22 protein-coding genes are annotated in these 18,793 nt (G+C 59.0%); 18 read left to right on the top strand and 4 right to left on the bottom strand.

All coding sequences use genetic code 11. The features are described from left to right. Positions 1-124: 124 nt before the first annotated feature. The 15 genes from ccmA (at position 125) to NA619_RS01755 (ending at position 13,202) form a co-directional block, all read left to right on the top strand. Positions 125-760 (top strand): cytochrome c biogenesis heme-transporting ATPase CcmA, encoded by a 636-nt coding sequence (gene ccmA / locus NA619_RS01825; RefSeq protein ID WP_255959350.1) that lies wholly within the window; start codon positions 125-127, stop codon positions 758-760. Further along, positions 757-1,428: a heme exporter protein CcmB gene (gene ccmB, locus NA619_RS01820; protein ID WP_122164258.1), complete on the top strand. Its 672-nt coding sequence runs from the start codon at positions 757-759 to the stop codon at positions 1,426-1,428. Before ccmA ends, ccmB begins: the two co-directional genes overlap by 4 nt. Before the next feature lie 154 nt (positions 1,429-1,582). Further along, positions 1,583-2,338 carry a heme ABC transporter permease gene (locus tag NA619_RS01815; protein WP_255959348.1) on the top strand — a complete coding sequence of 252 codons (756 nt, stop codon included), beginning with the start codon at positions 1,583-1,585 and terminating at the stop codon, positions 2,336-2,338. After that, positions 2,335-2,511, top strand: coding sequence for a heme exporter protein CcmD (gene ccmD / locus NA619_RS01810; RefSeq protein WP_255959346.1), 177 nt, complete (start codon positions 2,335-2,337; stop codon positions 2,509-2,511). Before NA619_RS01815 ends, ccmD begins: the two co-directional genes overlap by 4 nt. Then, positions 2,508-2,975: a cytochrome c maturation protein CcmE gene (ccmE, locus tag NA619_RS01805; RefSeq protein WP_255959344.1), complete on the top strand. Its 468-nt coding sequence runs from the start codon at positions 2,508-2,510 to the stop codon at positions 2,973-2,975. Before ccmD ends, ccmE begins: the two co-directional genes overlap by 4 nt. After that, entirely contained in the window at positions 2,972-4,945 is a 1,974-nt protein-coding gene (locus NA619_RS01800; RefSeq protein ID WP_255959342.1) for a heme lyase CcmF/NrfE family subunit, read from the top strand. Before ccmE ends, NA619_RS01800 begins: the two co-directional genes overlap by 4 nt. Positions 4,946-4,948: 3 nt before the next feature. Then, on the top strand, positions 4,949-5,479 hold the full coding sequence (locus tag NA619_RS01795) for a DsbE family thiol:disulfide interchange protein (RefSeq protein WP_255959340.1): 531 nt from the start codon (positions 4,949-4,951) through the stop codon (positions 5,477-5,479). Then, the gene (locus tag NA619_RS01790; protein WP_255959338.1) at positions 5,476-5,949 is read left to right on the top strand and encodes a cytochrome c-type biogenesis protein; all 474 of its coding nucleotides are present in this window, start codon (positions 5,476-5,478) and stop codon (positions 5,947-5,949) included. The genes NA619_RS01795 and NA619_RS01790 overlap by 4 nt, the downstream gene beginning before the upstream one ends. Beyond that, positions 5,946-7,169, top strand: coding sequence for a c-type cytochrome biogenesis protein CcmI (ccmI, locus tag NA619_RS01785; protein ID WP_255959336.1), 1,224 nt, complete (start codon positions 5,946-5,948; stop codon positions 7,167-7,169). Before NA619_RS01790 ends, ccmI begins: the two co-directional genes overlap by 4 nt. 17 nt (positions 7,170-7,186) lie before the next feature. Further along, positions 7,187-7,612 (top strand): hypothetical protein, encoded by a 426-nt coding sequence (locus NA619_RS01780; protein WP_255959334.1) that lies wholly within the window; start codon positions 7,187-7,189, stop codon positions 7,610-7,612. Between the two features lie 123 nt (positions 7,613-7,735). Continuing rightward, positions 7,736-8,032, top strand: a complete 297-nt coding sequence (gene fliT, locus NA619_RS01775) for a flagellar protein FliT (protein ID WP_255959332.1) — start codon at positions 7,736-7,738, stop codon at positions 8,030-8,032. A 252-nt stretch (positions 8,033-8,284) separates the two neighbouring features. Then, a complete protein-coding gene (locus tag NA619_RS01770; protein WP_255959330.1) occupies positions 8,285-9,757 on the top strand; it encodes a sigma-54 dependent transcriptional regulator in 1,473 nt (490 codons plus the stop codon). A gap of 147 nt (positions 9,758-9,904) precedes the next feature. After that, a complete protein-coding gene (locus NA619_RS01765) occupies positions 9,905-11,074 on the top strand; it encodes a sensor histidine kinase (protein WP_255959544.1) in 1,170 nt (389 codons plus the stop codon). 3 nt (positions 11,075-11,077) lie between these two features. After that, the gene (locus tag NA619_RS01760; protein WP_255959329.1) at positions 11,078-12,457 is read left to right on the top strand and encodes a sigma-54-dependent transcriptional regulator; all 1,380 of its coding nucleotides are present in this window, start codon (positions 11,078-11,080) and stop codon (positions 12,455-12,457) included. Positions 12,458-12,539: 82 nt separating this feature from the next. Continuing rightward, a complete protein-coding gene (locus tag NA619_RS01755) occupies positions 12,540-13,202 on the top strand; it encodes a thiopurine S-methyltransferase (RefSeq protein WP_255959328.1) in 663 nt (220 codons plus the stop codon). A 120-nt stretch (positions 13,203-13,322) separates the two neighbouring features. Here NA619_RS01755 and NA619_RS01750 read toward each other — a convergent pair whose 3' ends face one another. The 4 genes from NA619_RS01750 to NA619_RS01735 form a co-directional block, all read right to left on the bottom strand. Continuing rightward, on the bottom strand, positions 13,323-13,967 hold the full coding sequence (locus tag NA619_RS01750) for a DUF2959 domain-containing protein (RefSeq protein ID WP_255959327.1): 645 nt from the start codon (positions 13,965-13,967) through the stop codon (positions 13,323-13,325). Between the two features lie 112 nt (positions 13,968-14,079). Then, positions 14,080-14,952 carry a protease HtpX gene (gene htpX / locus NA619_RS01745; RefSeq protein WP_255959326.1) on the bottom strand — a complete coding sequence of 291 codons (873 nt, stop codon included), beginning with the start codon at positions 14,950-14,952 and terminating at the stop codon, positions 14,080-14,082. 120 nt (positions 14,953-15,072) lie between these two features. Then, positions 15,073-15,507, bottom strand: coding sequence for a hypothetical protein (locus NA619_RS01740; protein WP_255959325.1), 435 nt, complete (start codon positions 15,505-15,507; stop codon positions 15,073-15,075). A 5-nt stretch (positions 15,508-15,512) separates the two neighbouring features. Then, on the bottom strand, positions 15,513-16,724 hold the full coding sequence (locus NA619_RS01735; RefSeq protein ID WP_255959324.1) for a pyridoxal phosphate-dependent aminotransferase: 1,212 nt from the start codon (positions 16,722-16,724) through the stop codon (positions 15,513-15,515). A gap of 192 nt (positions 16,725-16,916) precedes the next feature. On the opposite strand from NA619_RS01735, the gene msrB reads away from it, so the two are divergent. From msrB to NA619_RS01720, 3 genes are read left to right on the top strand one after another with little or no spacing between them, the layout of a single operon-like run. Further along, positions 16,917-17,318: a peptide-methionine (R)-S-oxide reductase MsrB gene (msrB, locus tag NA619_RS01730; RefSeq protein WP_255959323.1), complete on the top strand. Its 402-nt coding sequence runs from the start codon at positions 16,917-16,919 to the stop codon at positions 17,316-17,318. Between the two features lie 32 nt (positions 17,319-17,350). After that, on the top strand, positions 17,351-17,833 hold the full coding sequence (locus NA619_RS01725; protein WP_255959322.1) for a glutathione peroxidase: 483 nt from the start codon (positions 17,351-17,353) through the stop codon (positions 17,831-17,833). A gap of 57 nt (positions 17,834-17,890) precedes the next feature. Then, entirely contained in the window at positions 17,891-18,769 is an 879-nt protein-coding gene (locus NA619_RS01720) for an ATP-binding protein (RefSeq protein ID WP_255959321.1), read from the top strand. Positions 18,770-18,793 lie beyond the last annotated feature (24 nt).

The raw sequence follows: 18,793 nt of genomic DNA, 5'->3' as shown, positions 1-18,793 counted from the left end.
TAAATGCTCTTACAACCTTTCGACATTGCGGCCTTTGGCGCCAGGGTTCGGCATGTATAATTCCGGCCGCCCGGCGTACCACGGTGTAACGGCCGGGCTCCTTTCATCTTGAGGTGGCCCTAGCGTGTCCAGTCCCTTCCTAGAAGCAGTGGCGCTTACATGCGAGCGAGACTGGCGCCTTCTGTTCGAGAGGTTAGACCTGCAGATCGCTAAAGGGGAAATGTTGCAGATCGCCGGCCCCAACGGCAGTGGCAAGACCAGCCTGCTGAGATTGCTTTCTGGTCTCATGCAACCCACCGCTGGGAAGGTGTTGCTCAACGGTAGCGATCTCGAGAGCCAGCGCGGTGAACTGGCCCGCAGCCTCTTGTGGATCGGTCATGCGGCCGGCATCAAAGGCCTGCTCACCTCTGAAGAAAACCTCAGCTGGCTGTGCGCACTGCATCAACCTGCGACACGCGACGCAATCTGGCAAGCCCTGGATTCCGTTGGGTTGCGCGGCTTCGAAGACGTTCCCTGTCATACGCTTTCAGCAGGCCAGCAACGACGCGTGGGTCTCGCCCGGCTGTATCTTTCACCACCACCCCTCTGGATTCTGGATGAGCCTTTCACCGCTCTCGACAAAAGCGGGGTCGCGCAGCTTGAGCGGCATCTGGCGGTGCATTGTGAGGAGGGTGGCATGGTGGTGCTTACCACTCATCATTCTCTAAATGAGAAACCGGCAGGTTTCCGCGAGATCGACCTCGGGCAGCGTGCCGCATGAGTAATGTCTTCACCTTGCTGCTGGCACGTGAATCGCGCCTGCTGTTTCGCCGGCCGGCTGAACTGGCAAACCCTCTGGTGTTCTTTGCCATTGTCATTGCCTTGTTTCCGCTTGCCGTCGGGCCCGAATCGCAATTGCTACAGACCATTTCGCCCGGGCTGATCTGGGTAGCGGCACTATTAGCTGTATTGCTCTCGCTAGACGGGCTGTTCCGCAGTGATTTCGAGGACGGCTCGCTCGAGCAGTGGGTCGTTTCGCCGCACCCCTTGGCGCTTCTGGTCCTCGCCAAGGTACTGGCACACTGGGCCTTCTCTGGGTTGGCGCTGGTTTTGCTGGCGCCATTGCTGGGGCTCATGCTGGGAATGCCGGTCAGCGCACTGCCGGTTCTGCTGATGTCGCTGCTATTGGGTACGCCGGTTCTGAGTTTGCTCGGTGCGGTTGGCGCGGCACTGACTGTTGGACTCAAGCGCGGTGGCCTGCTGTTGGCTCTGCTTATTCTCCCGCTCTACATCCCGGTACTCATTTTGGGCAGCGGTGCATTGCAGGCCGCGCTGCAGGGGCTGCCCGCACTCGGTTATCTGTTATGGCTTTCCAGCCTGACCGCTTTAGCCGTTACCCTGACACCCTTCGCGATAGCGGCCGGCTTGAAAATAAGCGTCGGCGAATGACGGATTGCACGATGGATTTACCCGATAGCGGAGCGCGCCTCGCCGATGATGGACGAGCGGCTTCAACAACGACGAGTTTACTGATCCCGAACAAGCGTCATGGGTCCGGTTTCGAGGCAGTATCGGCGTGCGTGCTGAATGTGAGGCGGGTTCTATGAACTGGACATGGTTCCACAAGCTGGGTTCGCCCAAATGGTTTTACGAGATCAGCAGCCGCTGGATGCCCTGGCTGGGCTGGGCGGCGTTACTGCTTGTCAGCGTAGGGGTGGTCTGGGGCTTGGCATTCGCGCCGCAGGATTATCAGCAGGGCAACAGCTTTCGGATCATCTATATACATGTGCCGGCTGCTTTTCTGGCGCAGTCTATCTACGTAATGCTTGCGGTGGCGGGTGTCGTCGGGCTGGTCTGGAAGATGAAGTTGGCCGACGTCGCTTTGCAGCAGGCGGCGCCCATTGGTGCCTGGATGACGTTCATCGCGCTGCTTACAGGGGCGGTGTGGGGCAAGCCCACGTGGGGTGCATGGTGGGTATGGGATGCGCGACTGACGTCGATGCTGATTCTGCTCTTTCTGTACTTCGGCATCATCGCGCTGGGGCAGGCCATTTCAAACCGTGACAGCGCTGCCAAGGCCTGTGCCGTGCTTTCCATCGTAGGTGTAGTGAATATCCCGATCATCAAATATTCGGTGGAGTGGTGGAACACCTTGCATCAGCCAGCCACCTTTACCGTGACCGAAAAGCCTGCCATGCCGGCGGAGATGTGGTTGCCGCTGCTGGTCATGGTGCTCGGCTTTTACTGCTTTTTCACCCTGGTGCTGCTGATGCGCATGCGACTCGAAGTGTTGCGTCGCGAGTCTCGTAGCAGCTGGGTCAAGGCCGAGGTGAAGGCCTTGGTAGGTAAGAAGTCATGAATTTCTCGTCGTTTTCCGAATTCATCGCCATGGGCAACCATGGTCTGTACGTCTGGACGTCCTACGGCATCAGCCTGGCGGTCCTGATTCTGAACGTGGCGCTACCCCTAATGGCGCGTCGGCGTTATCTGCAAGACGAGGCGCGCCGCATGCGCCGGGAGGATATGAAGTGAATCCTGTGCGCAAGAAGCGTCTGTTCATCATTCTGGCCATTCTGGCCGGTGTGGGTGTTGCGGTGACGCTGGCGTTGTCTGCTCTGCAAGAGAACATCAACCTTTTCTATACGCCGACTCAGATCGCCGCTGGCGAAGCGCCGGAAGGCACGCGAATCCGCGCCGGTGGGCTGGTAGAAAATGGGTCGGTATCGCGCAGCAAGGATTCGCTGACCGTGGCCTTCCGTGTCACGGATAACAACGAGACGGTCACCATCCAGTATCAGGGCATTCTTCCCGACCTGTTCCGCGAAGGGCAGGGCATCGTTGCCTTGGGGCGCGTCAACGCAGACGGTGTATTGGTTGCCGACGAGGTTCTGGCCAAGCACGACGAAAACTACATGCCCCCGGAAGTCACTCAGGCGCTGGAGAAGAGCGGGATGATGAAGCATTACGAAGGCGGAAAGCAGGAGTATGCGAAATGATCCCTGAGCTCGGCCATCTGGCCATGATCCTGGCGCTATGTCTGGCGATCGTGCAGGGCACGCTTCCTCTAATCGGTGCTTGGCGGGGCGACAGCCAGTGGATGGGCTTGGCGCAGCCGGCGGCCTGGGGGCAGTTCTCCTTCCTTGCATTCTCGTTCGCGTGCCTCACCTATGCGTTCATGGTGGATGACTTCTCCGTGGCCTATGTCGCGCAGAACTCCAACAGCGCACTGCCCTGGTATTACAAGTTCAGCGCAGTGTGGGGTGCTCACGAGGGTTCGCTGTTGCTGTGGGCCTTCATCCTTTCTGCCTGGACATTCGCGGTCGCGATTTTCTCGCGCCAGCTGCCCGAGGACATGCTGGCTCGCGTTCTAGGTGTAATGGGCTTGATCAGTATTGGCTTCCTGCTGTTTCTGATCGTCACTTCCAACCCGTTCGCGCGGTTACTGCCGCAGGCGCCGATGGACGGGCGCGATCTCAATCCTCTGCTCCAGGATTTCGGCCTGGTGGTGCATCCGCCGATGCTCTACATGGGCTATGTCGGCTTCTCGGTCGCCTTCGCCTTTGCGATCGCTGCACTGCTTGGCGGTCGTCTGGATGCGGCCTGGGCACGTTGGTCGCGCCCCTGGACGCTGATCGCCTGGGCCTTTCTAGGAACAGGTATCGCCCTCGGCTCCTGGTGGGCCTATTACGAGTTGGGCTGGGGCGGCTGGTGGTTCTGGGACCCGGTTGAAAACGCATCTTTCATGCCGTGGCTGGTTGGTACTGCCTTGATTCACTCGCTGGCCGTGACCGAAAAGCGCGGCGTGTTCAAGAGCTGGACGGTTCTGCTCGCCATTGCCGCATTCTCGCTCAGCCTGCTGGGTACCTTTCTGGTGCGCTCCGGGGTGCTCACCTCGGTGCACGCCTTCGCTACCGATCCGGAACGCGGCGTCTTCATACTGGCCTTCCTGCTGCTGGTAGTGGGGGGGTCGCTGACCCTGTTCGCACTGCGCGCGCCAGTGGTTAAAAGCCAGATCAGTTTCGGCCTGTGGTCACGCGAAACCCTACTGCTGGTCAACAACCTGCTGTTGGTCGTCGCCACGTCCATGATCCTGCTGGGTACGTTGTATCCGTTGCTGCTCGATGCGCTATCGGATACCAAACTCTCCGTTGGTCCTCCTTACTTCAATGCGATGTTCCTGCCGCTCGTGGGCGCCCTGATGCTGGCTGTGGGTGTAGGAGTCCTGGTCCGCTGGAAAGACACGCCGGCGAAATGGCTGTTTGGCATGCTCACGCCGGTATTGATCAGCAGTGCCGTTTTGGGTGGGCTTGGCTCGATGCTGTTCGGTGACTTCCATTGGGCGGTTTTGGCGGTATGCCTGCTGGCTGCCTGGGTGGTCTCCGCCAGCGTGCGTGACCTGCTCGACAAGACACGTCACAAGGGGTTGATCAAAGGTGTACGGAGCCTCGCGCCGAGCTATTGGGGCATGCAACTGGCACACCTTGGGTTGGTAGTCTGCGCGTTGGGTGTGGTGCTCACGAGCCAACAGAGCGACGAGCGCGACCTGCGCCTGTCGCCGGGTGAGTCACTCGAGCTGGGCGGCTACAGCTTCGTCTTCGACGGCGCCACGCATTTCGATGGTCCCAACTTCACCTCTGATAAAGGCACCATCCGCGTTTTCGAAGGTGACAAGCAGGTCGCCACCTTGCACCCGGAGAAACGCCTTTACACCGTGCAGCAGATGCCGATGACCGAGGCAGGGATCGATGCAGGCTTCACCCGTGATTTGTATGTGGCTTTGGGCGAACCGCTGGAAGACGGCGCGTGGGCCGTACGGGTGCATATCAAACCGTTCGTTCGCTGGATCTGGCTGGGCGCGCTGATGATGTCACTGGGCGGCGTACTTTCCGTCAGTGACAAGCGCTACCGGGTGAAAGTCAGAAATCGCGTGCGCGAGACACTCGGTCTGGCGCAGCAAGGAGCCTGACTCATGAAAAGACTACTGATGCTGTTGCCACTGGCGGTCTTTCTGGTCGTCGCAGTTTTTCTCTATCGCGGTCTGTTCCTGGATCCGACCGAGTTGCCCTCTGCGCTGATCGGCAAGCCGCTTCCTGCGTTTTCTCTGCCTTCTGTAGAGGATCAGCAGCAGCTGATCAGCGCGGAGCAAATCAAAGGCAAGCCAGCGCTGGTCAACGTGTGGGCGACCTGGTGTGTGGCCTGCAAGGTGGAGCACCCTGTGCTCAACAAGCTTGCTTCACAAGGCGTGGTCATCCACGGCGTCAATTACAAAGATGACAATGTCGCTGCACAGAAATGGCTCAAGGATTTCCACGATCCCTATCAGCTGAACATCCGCGATGAGCAAGGAACGCTGGGCCTGGATCTCGGTGTATACGGCGCGCCGGAAACCTTCATCGTCGACAAGCAGGGCATCATCCGCCACAAGTATGTCGGCGTAATCGATGAGCGCGTCTGGCGCGAGAAACTGGCGGCGCTGTATCAGGAACTGGTGGACGAATGAAACAGCTGATTCAGGGCATCCTGCTGGCGTTTTGCCTGGTGGGCGCCGCACATGCTGCGATCGACGCTTACGAGTTCAGGGATGAGGCAGAACGGCAACGATATCGCACGCTGGTCGAAGAGCTGCGTTGCCCCAAGTGCCAGAACCAGAACATCGCCGATTCCAATGCGCCGATTGCCATGGACCTGCGTCGCGAAATTTTCCGCATGCTGGAAGAAGACAAGAGCAACGAGCAGATCGTCGATTACCTGGTAGACCGCTATGGCGACTTCGTGCGGTACAAGCCGCCAGTCAATGCCAAGACGCTGCTGCTCTGGTACGGCCCGATCGCATTGCTGGTGCTTGGTTTCGTGGTGCTGGCGGTGATCCTTCGACGGCGTCGTCGTGGATCCGAAGCGCAGGCATCCAATTCTCTCTCCGAAGCCGAGCGCGCGCGCCTGGCTACGCTGCTGGATAAAAAAGACCCATGATCGATTTCTGGATAGGTGCGAGCCTGCTTTTACTGGCTGCCCTGGCGTTCCTGTTACTCCCATTGCTTCGAGGGCATCGCGCCCAAGCCGAAGAGGATCGGACAGCGCTTAACGTTGCGCTCTACGAAGAGCGGCTGGGCGAGCTGGCCACGCAACGCTCAGCGGGGACCTTGACGCCCGAACAGTTCGAGGCCGGACGTGCCGATGCCGCACGGGAGCTGCTGGATGACACCGAGGGCGGAGAGACTCATCGCATCAGCAATCTGGGTCGGGCGATTCCGTTGATCGCCGCTGTCCTGGTCCCGCTGTTGGGTTATGGGCTCTATATGCACTGGGGCGCCAGCGACAAGTTACAGCTGGCGCGTGAGTTCACCGAGCAGCCTGGATCGATGGCGGAGATGATCGAGCGCTTGGAGCGGGCGGTAAAAGCTCAACCCGAGTCCACTGAGGCATGGTATTTCCTGGCCAGAACCTACATGAATCAGGAACGGCCGGCGGATGCTGCGGGCGCGTATGAGCAGGTCGTCAAGCTGGCGGGGCGCGAGCCCGACGTTCTGGGTCAATGGGCCCAGGCGCTTTACTTCGCCGAAGACCGCCAATGGTCCGCACAGATGCAGGCGCTAACCGATGAAGCTTTGAAGGGAGATCTGCACGAAGTCACCAGTCTCGGCTTGCTGGGTATTGCTGCCTACGAAGACGAGCGTTTCGAAGAGGCCATCGGATTCTGGGAGCGGCTTGTGGCGACACTGCCGGCTGAGGACCCATCGCGTGAAGCAATTCAGGGCGGCATCGCCAGGGCTCGCGAGCAGATGGGTGAGCCTTCACTCAAGGCCGGTGACCAAGCTGGCAGCAAGGCTCCTATTGCTGCTGCCGATACGGGTATGACGGTCGATGTCCAGCTGGGTGCGTCACTGGCTGGGGAAGTGCAGCCAACTGATGCAGTGTTCGTATTCGCTCGTGCTGTATCAGGTCCGCCGATGCCTCTGGCGGTCAAGCGACTGACAGTTGCCGATCTGCCCGCCAGGGTAAATTTGAGCGATGCCGATGCAATGACTCCGCAGCTTCGCTTGTCAAACTTCGAGCAGGTCAGATTGTTCGCTCGCATTTCCAGAGATGGGGACGCTACTCAGGGTGAATGGCAAGGTAACAGTGAGCCGGTTGCCCCGGATGGCAAAGACACGATCAAACTGACCATCGATCAACCCGTAACGCCCAAATAATTAGGGCGGAGGCACTGATGTCGGAGCTGGTCTCTAACGCTGTCAATCGTTTGTCCAAAGCCGGCGGTCTCGTCACGCTGGCGTTGTTGCTGAGCGCCTGCGCCGGTAACCCGTATGAAACATCGGAACCCACGCGACAGCCGCCTCCGCCGATATCCGAGCCGCGTGAGCCTGTTGCCAGTCCTCCACCTGTACGTACACCGCCAGCGCCACGCCCACCGGCAACGCAGAAGAGCCACCCCCGTTACGCGCCGCCCCCGCATGCCGCTGCGCATTGGGACAATCGTCTGGGCGTCTACGTAGTGGAAGGCAAGGACATGTTCTATCGCGAGCGTCTTTATTATCGCTGGGACGGTGACTGGTACTGTGCCGGCCGGCCGGATGGCCCCTGGGAGCCCGTCGCACCACCCAGCGTTCCGACTGGCCTACGTAACATGCATTGAGATCAAACTTTCCTGCTGGAAAGCTAAAGCCATGGCAAAGGGTGCCGATAAGACCTTGGCACAGGCCATAATGTGTCGTCGTTACACGTGTTCGGTCGTAACCAGTTCATCCGGAGCGGATTCATGAGTGCAGCAGTCAAACGTCTTGAGGAAACCGGTACAGCCTTGCGCGATGCGATGGCGCAGCAGGATTGGACGGCCATTAGCGTTCTGGATCTGCAGTGCCGTCAGGTCGTCGAAGCTGCGATGGTCGAACCTCGCGATGATGACTCGACAATCCGTCAGCGACTCCAGGATCTCGTAGCGCTTTATCAAGAACTCGTGGCGGCATGCCAAGCTGAAAAGCGCCGAGTGGCTGATGAGCTGATCCAATTGAACCAGTCTCAGCAAGGCGCCAATATTTACAAGCTGTTCGGCTGAGACACACCGTTCGCGAGAGCCGCTCGCGACTTGCGGGCGTCGTAACGGCGCCGCACCTACCTCGCTCCGCTTCCTTCACCATCTTGCTCCACGTCAACAACAGGACGCATTACTAGTCGTTCTGTCGTTGAATCACGTCATAAATTTGACTCAAGCCAATTTTTTTTATTAACTACGGTCATCTGCCAAAAGACGCAACCGTGTACGACGCGTGCGCAGGCTTTCTTTCCAGCCTTCAGAGCAAAAAACAAGATGTGGCGTGAAACCAAGATTTTGTTGATCGATGACGATCATGATCGTCGTCGGGACCTGACGGTGATTCTCAATTTTCTCAGCGAGGATCATCTCTCCTGTGCCAGCAGCGAATGGCAGGGTGCAGTCGAGTCATTGGAATCAAGTCGCAGCGTACTTGGGGTCCTGCTGGGCGAGGTGGCAGCTAAAGGCGGCGCGGTCGAACTGCTGAAACAAATCAGCAAGTGGGACGAGAATCTGCCACTGATGCTGATCGGTGAGCCGGTTCCCGCGGAATGGCCGGACGAAATTCGCCGACGGGTCCTGACCAGCCTGGAAATGCCGCCGAGCTATAACAAACTGCTCGATTCGCTTCACCGCGCCCAGATCTACCGGGAAATGAACGACCAGGCGAAGGCGCGTGGACGGCAACGCGAGCCGAATCTTTTCCGCAGCCTGGTGGGTACCAGTCGTGCCGTCCAGCATGTGCGACAGATGATGCAGCAGGTTGCTGATACCGAGGCGAGCGTACTGATCCTTGGGGAGTCGGGAACCGGTAAGGAAGTCGTTGCGCGTAACCTGCATTACCACTCAAAGCGCCGTGCCGGGCCTTTCGTCCCGGTCAACTGCGGAGCGATACCTGCTGAGCTGCTCGAAAGCGAGCTCTTCGGGCACGAGAAGGGCGCATTTACGGGCGCGATCACGTCCCGTGCTGGCCGTTTCGAACTGGCTGATGGCGGAACGCTCTTCCTAGACGAAATTGGTGATATGCCGCTGCCGATGCAGGTGAAGCTGCTGCGAGTGCTGCAAGAGCGCACATTCGAACGAGTCGGCAGTAACCGAACGCAGAATGCCGATGTACGCATCATCGCTGCGACACACAAAGATCTCGAAAAAATGATCGTGGACGGCAGTTTCCGTGAGGATCTGTACTACCGCCTCAATGTATTCCCGATTGAAATGGCTCCTCTGCGCGAGCGCATCGAGGACATTCCGTTGCTGATGAACGAACTCATCTCGCGCATGGAGCATGAAAAGCGGGGGTCAATTCGTTTCAACTCGGCCGCGATCATGTCGCTCTGCCGTCACGACTGGCCGGGTAACGTCAGGGAGCTGGCCAATCTCGTTGAGCGCATGGCCATCATGCATCCATACGGCGTGATCGGTGTGATGGAACTGCCCAAGAAGTTCCGCCATGTAGATGACGATGACGAGCAGTACGCTATCGGTGTTCACGACGAAATGGAGGAGCGCGCAGCAATAAACGCGCCCATCATCGCTTCCGATGCACACACCATGCTTCCCGCTGAAGGCCTCGATCTGAAGGATTACCTGGGTAATCTTGAGCAGGGCCTTATCAAGCAAGCGCTCGATGATGCGGGCGGTGTTGTGGCCCGCGCTGCCGAGCGGCTGCGGGTGCGGCGAACAACGCTGGTGGAAAAAATGCGCAAGTATGGAATGAATCGTCGAGAGGACGACGACCTCGACGAGTAACTTCTAGGTTGCGCCGCTCTCATCTGCGGCGTGGCCTTTCCTTTCGTTGCCCTTGCCGGGCATGATCCTTGCTGACTCACATATCACCGACCATCTTTTTGACGGATACGCGTGCTTGTGACTTCAGCGACCTGCTCAACAGATCCAATCCTTCTTCCCGTTAGGGCTGCGACCGGCCGCGAGCTTGAACAGTCGCTTGCGCTGTTCAACGAGATTTCCGGGCGACTCGGCGAATCCCAGCAGCTACTGCATTCCCGCGTGGCTGAGCTTGAGGGGCAGTTGGCAGAGGCTGCTGCACAGCGGCTTCAGGAGTTCGATGAGAAAGAGCGCCTGGCGAGCAGGCTGCAGAGTCTGCTCGACCTGTTGCCTGGCGGCGTGATCGTCATCGATGGCCAGGGCCTGGTCCGTGAGGCGAATCCGGTGGCTCACGAGCTGCTGGGCGCGCCGCTTGAAGGTTCGCTATGGCGGGATGTCATCGCTCGCAGCTTCGCCCCGCGCAGAGACGATGGCCACGAAATTTCCCTCAAGGATGGACGGCGTGTATCCATCGCCACACGATCGCTGAACGGCGAGCCTGGCCAGCTTGTTCTTTTGACCGACCTTACCGAGACGCGACGGCTGCAGGACCAACTGGCAAGGCACGAGCGCCTGTCTGCTCTCGGGCGTATGGTCGCTTCGCTGGCGCATCAGATCCGTACTCCGCTTTCCACTGCACTGCTGTACGCAAGCCATCTGGAGCAGGGCGGGTTGTCCACCGAACATCAGCAGCGATTTGCCGGCCGTTTGAAGGACCGGCTCAACGAACTGGAGCATCAGGTGCGCGACATGCTGGTGTTCGCCCGAGGTGACCTGCCACTCGAGCACCGGCTGATGCCTGTGGATTTGATGAGGGCTTTGCGTACCGCCGCGGAAGCACATCTGGGGCGGGTGCCCGTGCGGTGGCAGTGCGATGCGCGCAACGGTTTGCTGTTGTGCAATCGGGACACCCTGGTCGGTGCGCTGCTCAACCTGATCGAAAATGCGTTGCAGGCCATTGGTGTCGATCCCAAATTGAAGGTGCATGTATATGCGCGCGCGACGTCGCTGCGTATCTGCATCAGCGATAACGGGGCGGGAATCGATGACATGACCCTGGAGCGCCTCGGGGAGCCGTTTTTCACCACCAAGGCCACCGGAACGGGCCTTGGATTGGCTGTCGTCAAATCGGTCGCACGCGCCCACTCTGGCTCGTTCGAACTACGCTCTCGCCCCGGGCGAGGCACTTGCGCCACGGTGATGTTGCCGTTGCTTCCGTTTTCGCCTGCAGAGTCGGAGTAGGTCATGACGGCGAAGGTCCTTCTGGTTGAGGATGATCACGCACTGCGCGAGGCGCTGGGCGACACCCTCGAGCTCGGCGGCTACCCATACCGTGCCGTCGACTGTGCCGAGGCTGCCTTGCGCGCTCTGGATGAAGAGCCTTTCGGGCTGTTGGTCAGTGACGTGAACATGCCCGGTATGGACGGCCATGCATTGCAGGTGCTGGTTCGCCAACGGTACCCGCAGGTACCTGTTCTACTCATGACCGCTTTTGGCGCGGTAGACCGTGCCGTCGAGGCCATGCGGCAGGGCGCAGTCGATTATCTAGTCAAGCCCTTCGAACCCAAAGTGCTGCTTGGGCTGGTCGCTCGACACGCGTGCGGGCAGCTGAACGCGGCGGATATGCAGGGGCCGGTCGCGGTCGAGCCTGCGAGCCGCCAGCTATTGGCACTGGCGACACGGGTCGCGCAAAGCGATTCGACGGTACTGATCTCCGGCGAATCCGGGACCGGAAAAGAGGTGCTGGCGCGCTTTATCCATCAGCAATCGCCGCGGGCTGAAAAACCATTCATCGCCATCAACTGTGCGGCGATCCCAGACAACATGCTCGAGGCCACGCTGTTTGGCCACGAGAAGGGCGCATTTACCGGTGCCATCGCCACCCAACCAGGCAAGTTCGAGCTGGCAGACGGCGGTACGCTGCTGCTAGACGAAATATCCGAGATGCCCTTGGCTTTGCAAGCCAAGCTGCTGCGCGTACTCCAGGAGCGTGAAGTTGAGCGCGTCGGCGGCCGAAAGCCGATACCGCTGGACATTCGCATTCTTGCCACCACCAACCGCGATCTTGGTGGCGAGGTTCGAGGCGGTCGTTTCCGCGAAGATCTGTTCTATCGCCTGTCGGTATTCCCGCTGGCCTGGCCCGCGTTGCGCGAACGTCCAGCCGATATCGTGCCGCTCGCCGAGCGGCTGCTCACCAATCACGCGATGAAAATGCGTCAGCCGAGCGCAAGGCTCACTGCCGATGCCCGTCAATGCCTGATCGGCTATGCGTGGCCCGGGAACGTGCGAGAGCTGGACAATGCTATCCAGCGAGCGCTGATCCTCCAGCAGGGTGGACTGATTCGCCCGGACGATCTCTGTCTCACTGCTACTGGGGGTTTCGCCTCGCTTTCGTCAAATGCGGTTAGCGATGACACGCAGATGTTGCCTTTGGCCGTGGCGGTGCCGCCTGACGCACCTGGCGACCTGGGTGAAGACCTGCGCCGGCGCGAGTTCGAGCTCATTCTCGAGACCCTGCGCGCCGAGCGGGGGCGCCGTAAAGAGACGGCGGACCGTCTTGGAATCAGCGCGCGCACGCTACGCTACAAGCTTGCTCAGATGCGTGACGCCGGAATGGATCTGTAGGCCCACGGATGCTCCAAGACGTTATCAAGCAAGCCCACCGGCTCTGATAAGCTCGCCCAACGTCGCTCATGAGGATTCGGATGTGGATGAAGCGTTTTGGCAGCGCCGTTGGACACGCAACGAAATTGGTTTCCACCTCAATGAGATTAATCCCTACTTGCGCCGACACTGGCAGTCCCTGGGCTTGGCCCACGGTAGCCGCGTGCTGGTCCCGCTATGCGGGAAAAGCCTCGACATGGCCTGGCTGGCCGACCAGGGGCACAGCGTGCTGGGAGTGGAGCTGAGCGAGCGCGCGGTTGAAGATTTCTTCGCTGAACGTGGGTTGGTCGCAGATGTGAGCGTCCACGATAAATTCAAAGTCTTTCGTTCCGGTTCGATGGAAATCTTCTGCGGCGACTTCTTCGCACTCAACCGGGCCGATGTTGCCGATTGCCAGGCGATATATGACCGGGCCGCGTTGATCGCGATGCCAGACGGCATGCGTCAGCGTTACGTCGAACATCTGCTGAGCATCCTCCCGCCAAGCAGCGTGGGTCTCCTGATCACGCTGGACTACCCGCAGGAACAAATGGCCGGTCCGCCGTTCGCTGTGGGTGAGGATGAAGTCTATCGGTGGTTGAGCTCGCGCTGGAATATCGAGTTATTGGAGCGAGCGAACGTACTCGATGAAAGCAACTGGAAGTTTCTCCAGCGCGGCCTGACCCGTTTGGATGAGTGCTGCTACAGACTCGACAGTCGCGAGTAACAGCGGCCTTTGCCGCCAGTGCTGTATGGCTTATGAAAAACAGATCGCCGCGGCTCGCTTGACCCCAGAGCCCCGGCGTTTCAGCTCACCGCCTATTACGATGGAGTTCGCTTCCTTCTGTTACTGGCTGCGCTGTAGCTGTCGGATAAAGACATCTGCTTCGTCTATCGCTTGCTGCATATCGGCCAGTAGCTGATCGACATTACCTTCGAGCGTGCGGTACTCGCCCTGCAGTGCGCCAATCGCGCGAGCGTTGAGGTTGTGCTTGAGGAACAGCACCTGATCGCGCAACACGTTCAGCACAGGATCGATACGCTTTTCAGCTGCCTTCATGCGTTGTAGCAACACGCGATAGTCCTTTTGCGTTCGCTCAAGATCCTTGGCGCTGGCGGCTTTCAGGCTGGCGTTGCTGTACTCTCCGAGCTCCTTTTTCCACTCCTTGAACAAAGCGTTCGCCACATCTTCGACAGCGGCGATCCTGTTACGCACATCAGCAGCGCTTTTCTCGCTGGCTTCGAATTCGCTGTTCAAGGCTTCATAGCGCTCTTCCAGCTTGCCACCTTTGACTTCCACGACGCTGCGGTAGCGCTCCAGTGCATCCTTGAATTGCTCCTTGGCTTGCTGCTGCGAATCGCGGGCGTCCTCGACCCGATCCACGAGAATATCGCGCTTATGCAGCCCGACCTTTTCCATTGCGGAATAGTAGGCGCTTTGACAACCAGTCAGGGTGAGCAGGGCAAGTGTGAATAGCAGGACGTGGCGCATGGTGAATCCCTTGTGCGATGAATGCGCTTGCTTCGACAGGCACACAGCCACTATGTGCAAATCCAAGGCGAAAAAAAGGGCAGCTGATGCTGCCCTTTTAGGATTGGCTGGCTTATCCGCGCTGGCGCAGAGCTTCGATACGGTCTTCAAGTGATGGGTGAGTCATCAGCAATCCGGCCAGGCCATTGCGCAGGGAGCCGTTAATGCTGAATGCCTTGAGGCTGTCCGGCATGTCGACCGGTACGCCTTGTTCTGCGCGCAGTCGCTGAAGCGCGCCGATCATTGCGCTAGTACCGGCCAGTTGGGCGCCCGCTTCGTCGGCGCGATACTCTCGTTTACGAGAGAACCACATCACGATAATGCTGGCGAGAATGCCCAGTACCAGCTCAGCGAATATCGTCGCAACGAAATAGCCGATGCCGTGGCCGTCTTCATTTTTCAGGATCGCACGATCGACGAAGCTGCCGAATATACGCGCGAAGAACATGACGAAGGTGTTCACAACGCCCTGAATCAACGCCAAGGTCACCATGTCACCGTTGGAGACGTGGCCAATCTCGTGGGCCAGTACGGCCTTGACCTCATCTGGCGAGAAACGCTCCAGAAGACCCTGACTCACCGCAACCAGCGCGTCGTTCTTGTTCCAGCCTGTTGCGAATGCATTCGCCTCGTAAGCGGGGAAGATACCCACCTCAGGCATTTTGATACCGGCATCGCGGGACAGCTGCTCCACCGTCTGCAGGAGCCACTGCTCGTGGCGCGTACGGGGTTGGCTGATGATCTCGGTACGGGTGCTCATCTTCGCCATCCACTTGGAGATGAACAGCGAGATCAATGCGCCCGCAAAACCGAATACGGCGCAGAAAGCCAGGAGGCTGCCGTAATTCTGGCCCGTGTAGCGATCCACGCCCAGGAGTTTCAGGGTGACACTGGCAACGACCAATACAGCCAGGTTGGTGGCCAGGAACAAGAAAATGCGCATCATGTTGCGGCGGACTCCAAGGGGAACAGTAAAGAACGATAGGCTATATAAGGTGCGCGCCAGTGCTATTCAACCAAGCGACTATTTCAAGCTATGTCGCTTCCCGCGCCGCTGCGCTCGGGATCAGTTGGTGCGACTGCTGAAGAGCTCGCGAGTCAGTCGCGCGAGTTGCTCGCTGTGCCCGTCGCGTAACGACTGGCGGATCTGGTGAGCCATGCTGGAATGCACGCGGCGAACGCTCGCTGGCAATTCACTATTTTTGGTCTCGGCCTCAGGCCGCGTGCAGGTCATGCGCAGAAATGCCTTCTCGGTCAGGACAACCTGGTCGAGGGCTAACTGTTGGATGGTGCTTTCATAGCGAAGGTAGCCTTCCTCGGCCAACCAGAGCAGCGCGCCGAGGCAGCTCTGGTGCCGCTTGCTGGGCAGGCCGAATTCATCAGGTTCCTCATGACCGATCAGATCTTCGACGTAGAGCGTGATCTTTCGCGGGAAGGCCTGATAGAGCATCAGCAGGCCCGCCGCAGCGTCACGGTAGAAGTCGTCGATCTGCAGATCCATCTGGGTTACTGGCTGTACGTCTTGAGGAAGTTGCCGATGCGCCCGATTGCCTGCTCCAGGTCATCTACCCGCGGTAGGGTAACGACGCGGAAATGGTCGGGCCATGGCCAGTTGAACGCGGTGCCCTGGACGATCAGCAGCTTTTCGGAAAGGAGCAGATCGAGCACAAACTTTTCGTCATTGTGGATGGGGCAGATCTTGGGGTCGATCCGCGGAAAGGCATACAGGGCCCCCATCGGCTTAACGCAACTGACCCCGGGGATGTCGTTGAGCAGCTCCCAGGTGCGGTTGCGCTGCTCAAGCAGCCTGCCAGCCGGCAGCACCAGATCGTTGATGCTCTGATACCCGCCCAGGGCGGTCTGGATGGCGTGTTGGGACGGCACGTTAGCGCACAGCCGCATGTTGGCCAGAATGTCGATCCCTTCGATGTAGCTCTGGGCCTTGTGCTTGGGGCCGGAAATAGCCACCCAGCCTGAGCGGAAGCCGGCCACCCGATAGGATTTCGATAGCCCATTGAACGTCAGGCACAGTACGTCCGGAGCCAGCGATGCGGTGCAAATGTGCACGGCATCGTCATACAGAATCTTGTCGTAGATTTCGTCAGAGAACAGAACCAGCTTGTGCTGACGCGCCAGTTCGACCATGCCTTCCAGGATTTCACGGGGATAAACCGCGCCAGTCGGATTGTTCGGATTGATCAGCACCAACGCTTTGGTATTGGGCGTGATCTTGGCCTTGATATCAGCCAGGTCCGGCCACCAGTTAGCTTGCTCGTCACAGAGGTAATGCACCGGCTTGCCGCCAGCCAGGCTCACCGCAGCCGTCCACAGAGGGTAGTCGGGCGCTGGGATCAGCACCTCGTCTCCGTTGTTCAGCAGTGCCTGCATCGACATCACGATCAACTCGGACACACCATTGCCAAGGTATATGTCTTCAATGGTGATGCCTTCTACCTGCTTCTGCTGGTAGTACTGCATGATGGCCTTGCGCGCGCTGAACAGGCCTTTGGAATCGCTGTAGCCTTGCGCCGTGGGCAGATTGCGGATCACATCCTGGAGGATCTCCTCCGGGGCTTCGAAACCGAACGGTGCCGGATTGCCAATGTTCAGCTTGAGGATGCGATGGCCTTCCTCTTCCAGGCGTTTGGCGTGCTTGAGCACCGGCCCGCGTATGTCGTAGCAGACATTGGCGAGCTTGTTCGATTTGCTGACCTGCATGATCCTGAGTGTCCCGAAGTGAAGACGCGCCCGACTCTATGATGGCTGGCGACGTTCTGGCATGAACCCGGGCGCCTTGGCAGTGTGAAACCTCGCTGCCAGACTAGGCGTCTAAGAGCAACGCATCATACGTGCGGCCTGACCACCGGAAAAGGTACAGATCCGCCTTTTTTGAGATCACGAGGTGTACCGATGGACAAGCTTGAAAAACCGCTCGAAACCTGGCGCGAAGAGCTCTCTGATGAGCAATTCCAGGTCTGCCGACTAGGCGCGACCGAGAGGCCGTTTACCGGCAAATACAATGACACCAAGGCTCCGGGCATCTACCACTGCTCCTGCTGCGATACCCCACTGTTCGACTCGGATGCCAAGTTCGATTCCGGCTGCGGCTGGCCAAGCTACTTTCAACCAGTGAGCGAAACGGCCATCACCAGCATCGATGATTTCAGCCATGGCATGCACCGCATCGAGGTCAAGTGCGCTCGCTGCGACGCGCATCTGGGGCATGTATTTCCCGACGGTCCGGCACCGACCGGCCTGCGTTACTGCATCAACTCCGCCTCTCTCAACCACAAGCCGCACGACGCCGCCTGAGGCGTTTCGCGACGCATTCACGAGGCAATGCCATGCGCGATCCGTTGTTGGATATTCCCTGCGTCACCATCGATGGGCAGCAAAAAGCCTTGGCCGAATTTGATGGCAAGGTCCTGCTTGTAGTGAACACTGCCAGCAAGTGCGGGTTCACGCCGCAATACAAAGGGCTCGAGGCGCTATGGCAGCGATACCGTGACCAGGGGCTGGTCGTACTAGGTTTTCCGTGTGACCAGTTCGGCCACCAGGAGCCTGGCGACGAAGCCCATATCGCGGCGTTCTGTGAGCGTAATTTTGGTGTCAGCTTTCCGCTTTTTGCCAAGGTTATGGTGAACGGCGGTGATGCACATCCCCTGTTCGTAAACCTGAAAAAGCGCGCCCCTGGTTTGCTCGGTAGCAAGGCGATCAAATGGAACTTCACCAAGTTTCTGATCGCTGATAATGGGCGTTTCGTCGAGCGCTTCTCCTCGCGTACGTCGCCAGATGCCTTGGCAACTCACATAGAAGCTCACCTCTGATACCTGTTTGGGCAGCGCTGCGGCGTGCTGCCCGCACGATTTTTCTGGAGTCGCCCAATGGATGCCGAACTAAAAGCCTTTCTGCAGCGCGCAGATGAACTCATGAGGCGCCTGGAACCGCTGTTGCCTGCGCCTCGTGCGCGGGTGGACTGGGCGGCGAGTCTGGCGGCGCGGTGGCATCGCGAAGGGCAGGGCGGATACCTGCAAGCCTTGAGCGTATCGCTCGATCTGAGTCTGGATGATCTGATTGGAATCGACCGGCAACGCGAACTGCTATCGAAAAACACTCGCCAGTTCGTCTCGGGATTGCCGGCGAATCATGTCCTATTGTGGGGGGCTCGAGGCACCGGTAAGTCCTCACTGATCCGTGCGCTGCTGGCCGAGCATGCTTCGGCAGGTCTGCGTCTGATCGAGATCGAACGAGACCATCTGGCGGATCTGCCGAAGCTAGTCGAACAGCTCGTCGGTCAGCCACAGTGTTTCGTGGTGTTTTGCGACGATCTCTCGTTCGAGGCGGGCGAGGGTGATTACCGCGTGCTGAAAAGTGTCCTGGACGGCTCGCTGGAACGAGCGCCGGAAAATGTTCTGCTATACGCCACGTCCAATCGCCGTCACCTGGTTCCAGAGCGTCAGAGCGATAACGAAAATTGGCAGATGATCGATGGCGAGCTGCATCCCAACGAGGCGGTAGAGGACAAGATCGCCTTATCGGATCGCTTCGGCCTCTGGCTTTCGTTCTATCCGTTCAGTCAGGAGCATTATCTTGATGTCGTCCAGCACTGGATCGGATCGTTGGCTGACAAAGCAGCGCTGAATTGGAGCTGGGATGAAGCCCTGGAAAAGGATGCCATTCGCTGGGCAACTGCTCGGGGCAACCGCAATGGCCGCTGCGCCTATCAGTTCGCCCGGCAATGGGTGGGCATTCACTTGCTTTGACTGCCGAGTGGTTGCAGGGATGGG

The sequence above is a fragment of the Stutzerimonas stutzeri genome (assembly GCF_024448895.1).
In the GTDB taxonomy this organism is placed as follows: Bacteria; Pseudomonadota; Gammaproteobacteria; order Pseudomonadales; family Pseudomonadaceae; genus Stutzerimonas; species Stutzerimonas stutzeri_Q.
Note: the sequence above shows the minus strand (reverse complement) of the source record. Positions and strands in the feature narration are given on the sequence as shown.

What these genes read in the sequence shown, in the direction of transcription:
- NA619_RS01740 (WP_255959325.1), bottom strand. Translation starts at nt 15,507, where the DNA reads ATGGATCTGCAGATCGACGACTTCTACCGTGACGCTGCGGCGGGCCTG.
- fliT (WP_255959332.1), top strand. Translation starts at nt 7,736, where the DNA reads ATGAGTGCAGCAGTCAAACGTCTTGAGGAAACCGGTACAGCCTTGCGC.
- NA619_RS01780 (WP_255959334.1), top strand. Translation starts at nt 7,187, where the DNA reads ATGTCGGAGCTGGTCTCTAACGCTGTCAATCGTTTGTCCAAAGCCGGC.
- NA619_RS01735 (WP_255959324.1), bottom strand. Translation starts at nt 16,724, where the DNA reads ATGCAGGTCAGCAAATCGAACAAGCTCGCCAATGTCTGCTACGACATA.
- NA619_RS01760 (WP_255959329.1), top strand. Translation starts at nt 11,078, where the DNA reads ATGACGGCGAAGGTCCTTCTGGTTGAGGATGATCACGCACTGCGCGAG.
- NA619_RS01795 (WP_255959340.1), top strand. Translation starts at nt 4,949, where the DNA reads ATGAAAAGACTACTGATGCTGTTGCCACTGGCGGTCTTTCTGGTCGTC.
- NA619_RS01725 (WP_255959322.1), top strand. Translation starts at nt 17,351, where the DNA reads ATGCGCGATCCGTTGTTGGATATTCCCTGCGTCACCATCGATGGGCAG.
- NA619_RS01790 (WP_255959338.1), top strand. Translation starts at nt 5,476, where the DNA reads ATGAAACAGCTGATTCAGGGCATCCTGCTGGCGTTTTGCCTGGTGGGC.
- NA619_RS01815 (WP_255959348.1), top strand. Translation starts at nt 1,583, where the DNA reads ATGAACTGGACATGGTTCCACAAGCTGGGTTCGCCCAAATGGTTTTAC.
- ccmB (WP_122164258.1), top strand. Translation starts at nt 757, where the DNA reads ATGAGTAATGTCTTCACCTTGCTGCTGGCACGTGAATCGCGCCTGCTG.
- htpX (WP_255959326.1), bottom strand. Translation starts at nt 14,952, where the DNA reads ATGATGCGCATTTTCTTGTTCCTGGCCACCAACCTGGCTGTATTGGTC.
- ccmD (WP_255959346.1), top strand. Translation starts at nt 2,335, where the DNA reads ATGAATTTCTCGTCGTTTTCCGAATTCATCGCCATGGGCAACCATGGT.
- NA619_RS01720 (WP_255959321.1), top strand. Translation starts at nt 17,891, where the DNA reads ATGGATGCCGAACTAAAAGCCTTTCTGCAGCGCGCAGATGAACTCATG.
- NA619_RS01800 (WP_255959342.1), top strand. Translation starts at nt 2,972, where the DNA reads ATGATCCCTGAGCTCGGCCATCTGGCCATGATCCTGGCGCTATGTCTG.
- NA619_RS01750 (WP_255959327.1), bottom strand. Translation starts at nt 13,967, where the DNA reads ATGCGCCACGTCCTGCTATTCACACTTGCCCTGCTCACCCTGACTGGT.
- msrB (WP_255959323.1), top strand. Translation starts at nt 16,917, where the DNA reads ATGGACAAGCTTGAAAAACCGCTCGAAACCTGGCGCGAAGAGCTCTCT.
- NA619_RS01770 (WP_255959330.1), top strand. Translation starts at nt 8,285, where the DNA reads ATGTGGCGTGAAACCAAGATTTTGTTGATCGATGACGATCATGATCGT.
- ccmI (WP_255959336.1), top strand. Translation starts at nt 5,946, where the DNA reads ATGATCGATTTCTGGATAGGTGCGAGCCTGCTTTTACTGGCTGCCCTG.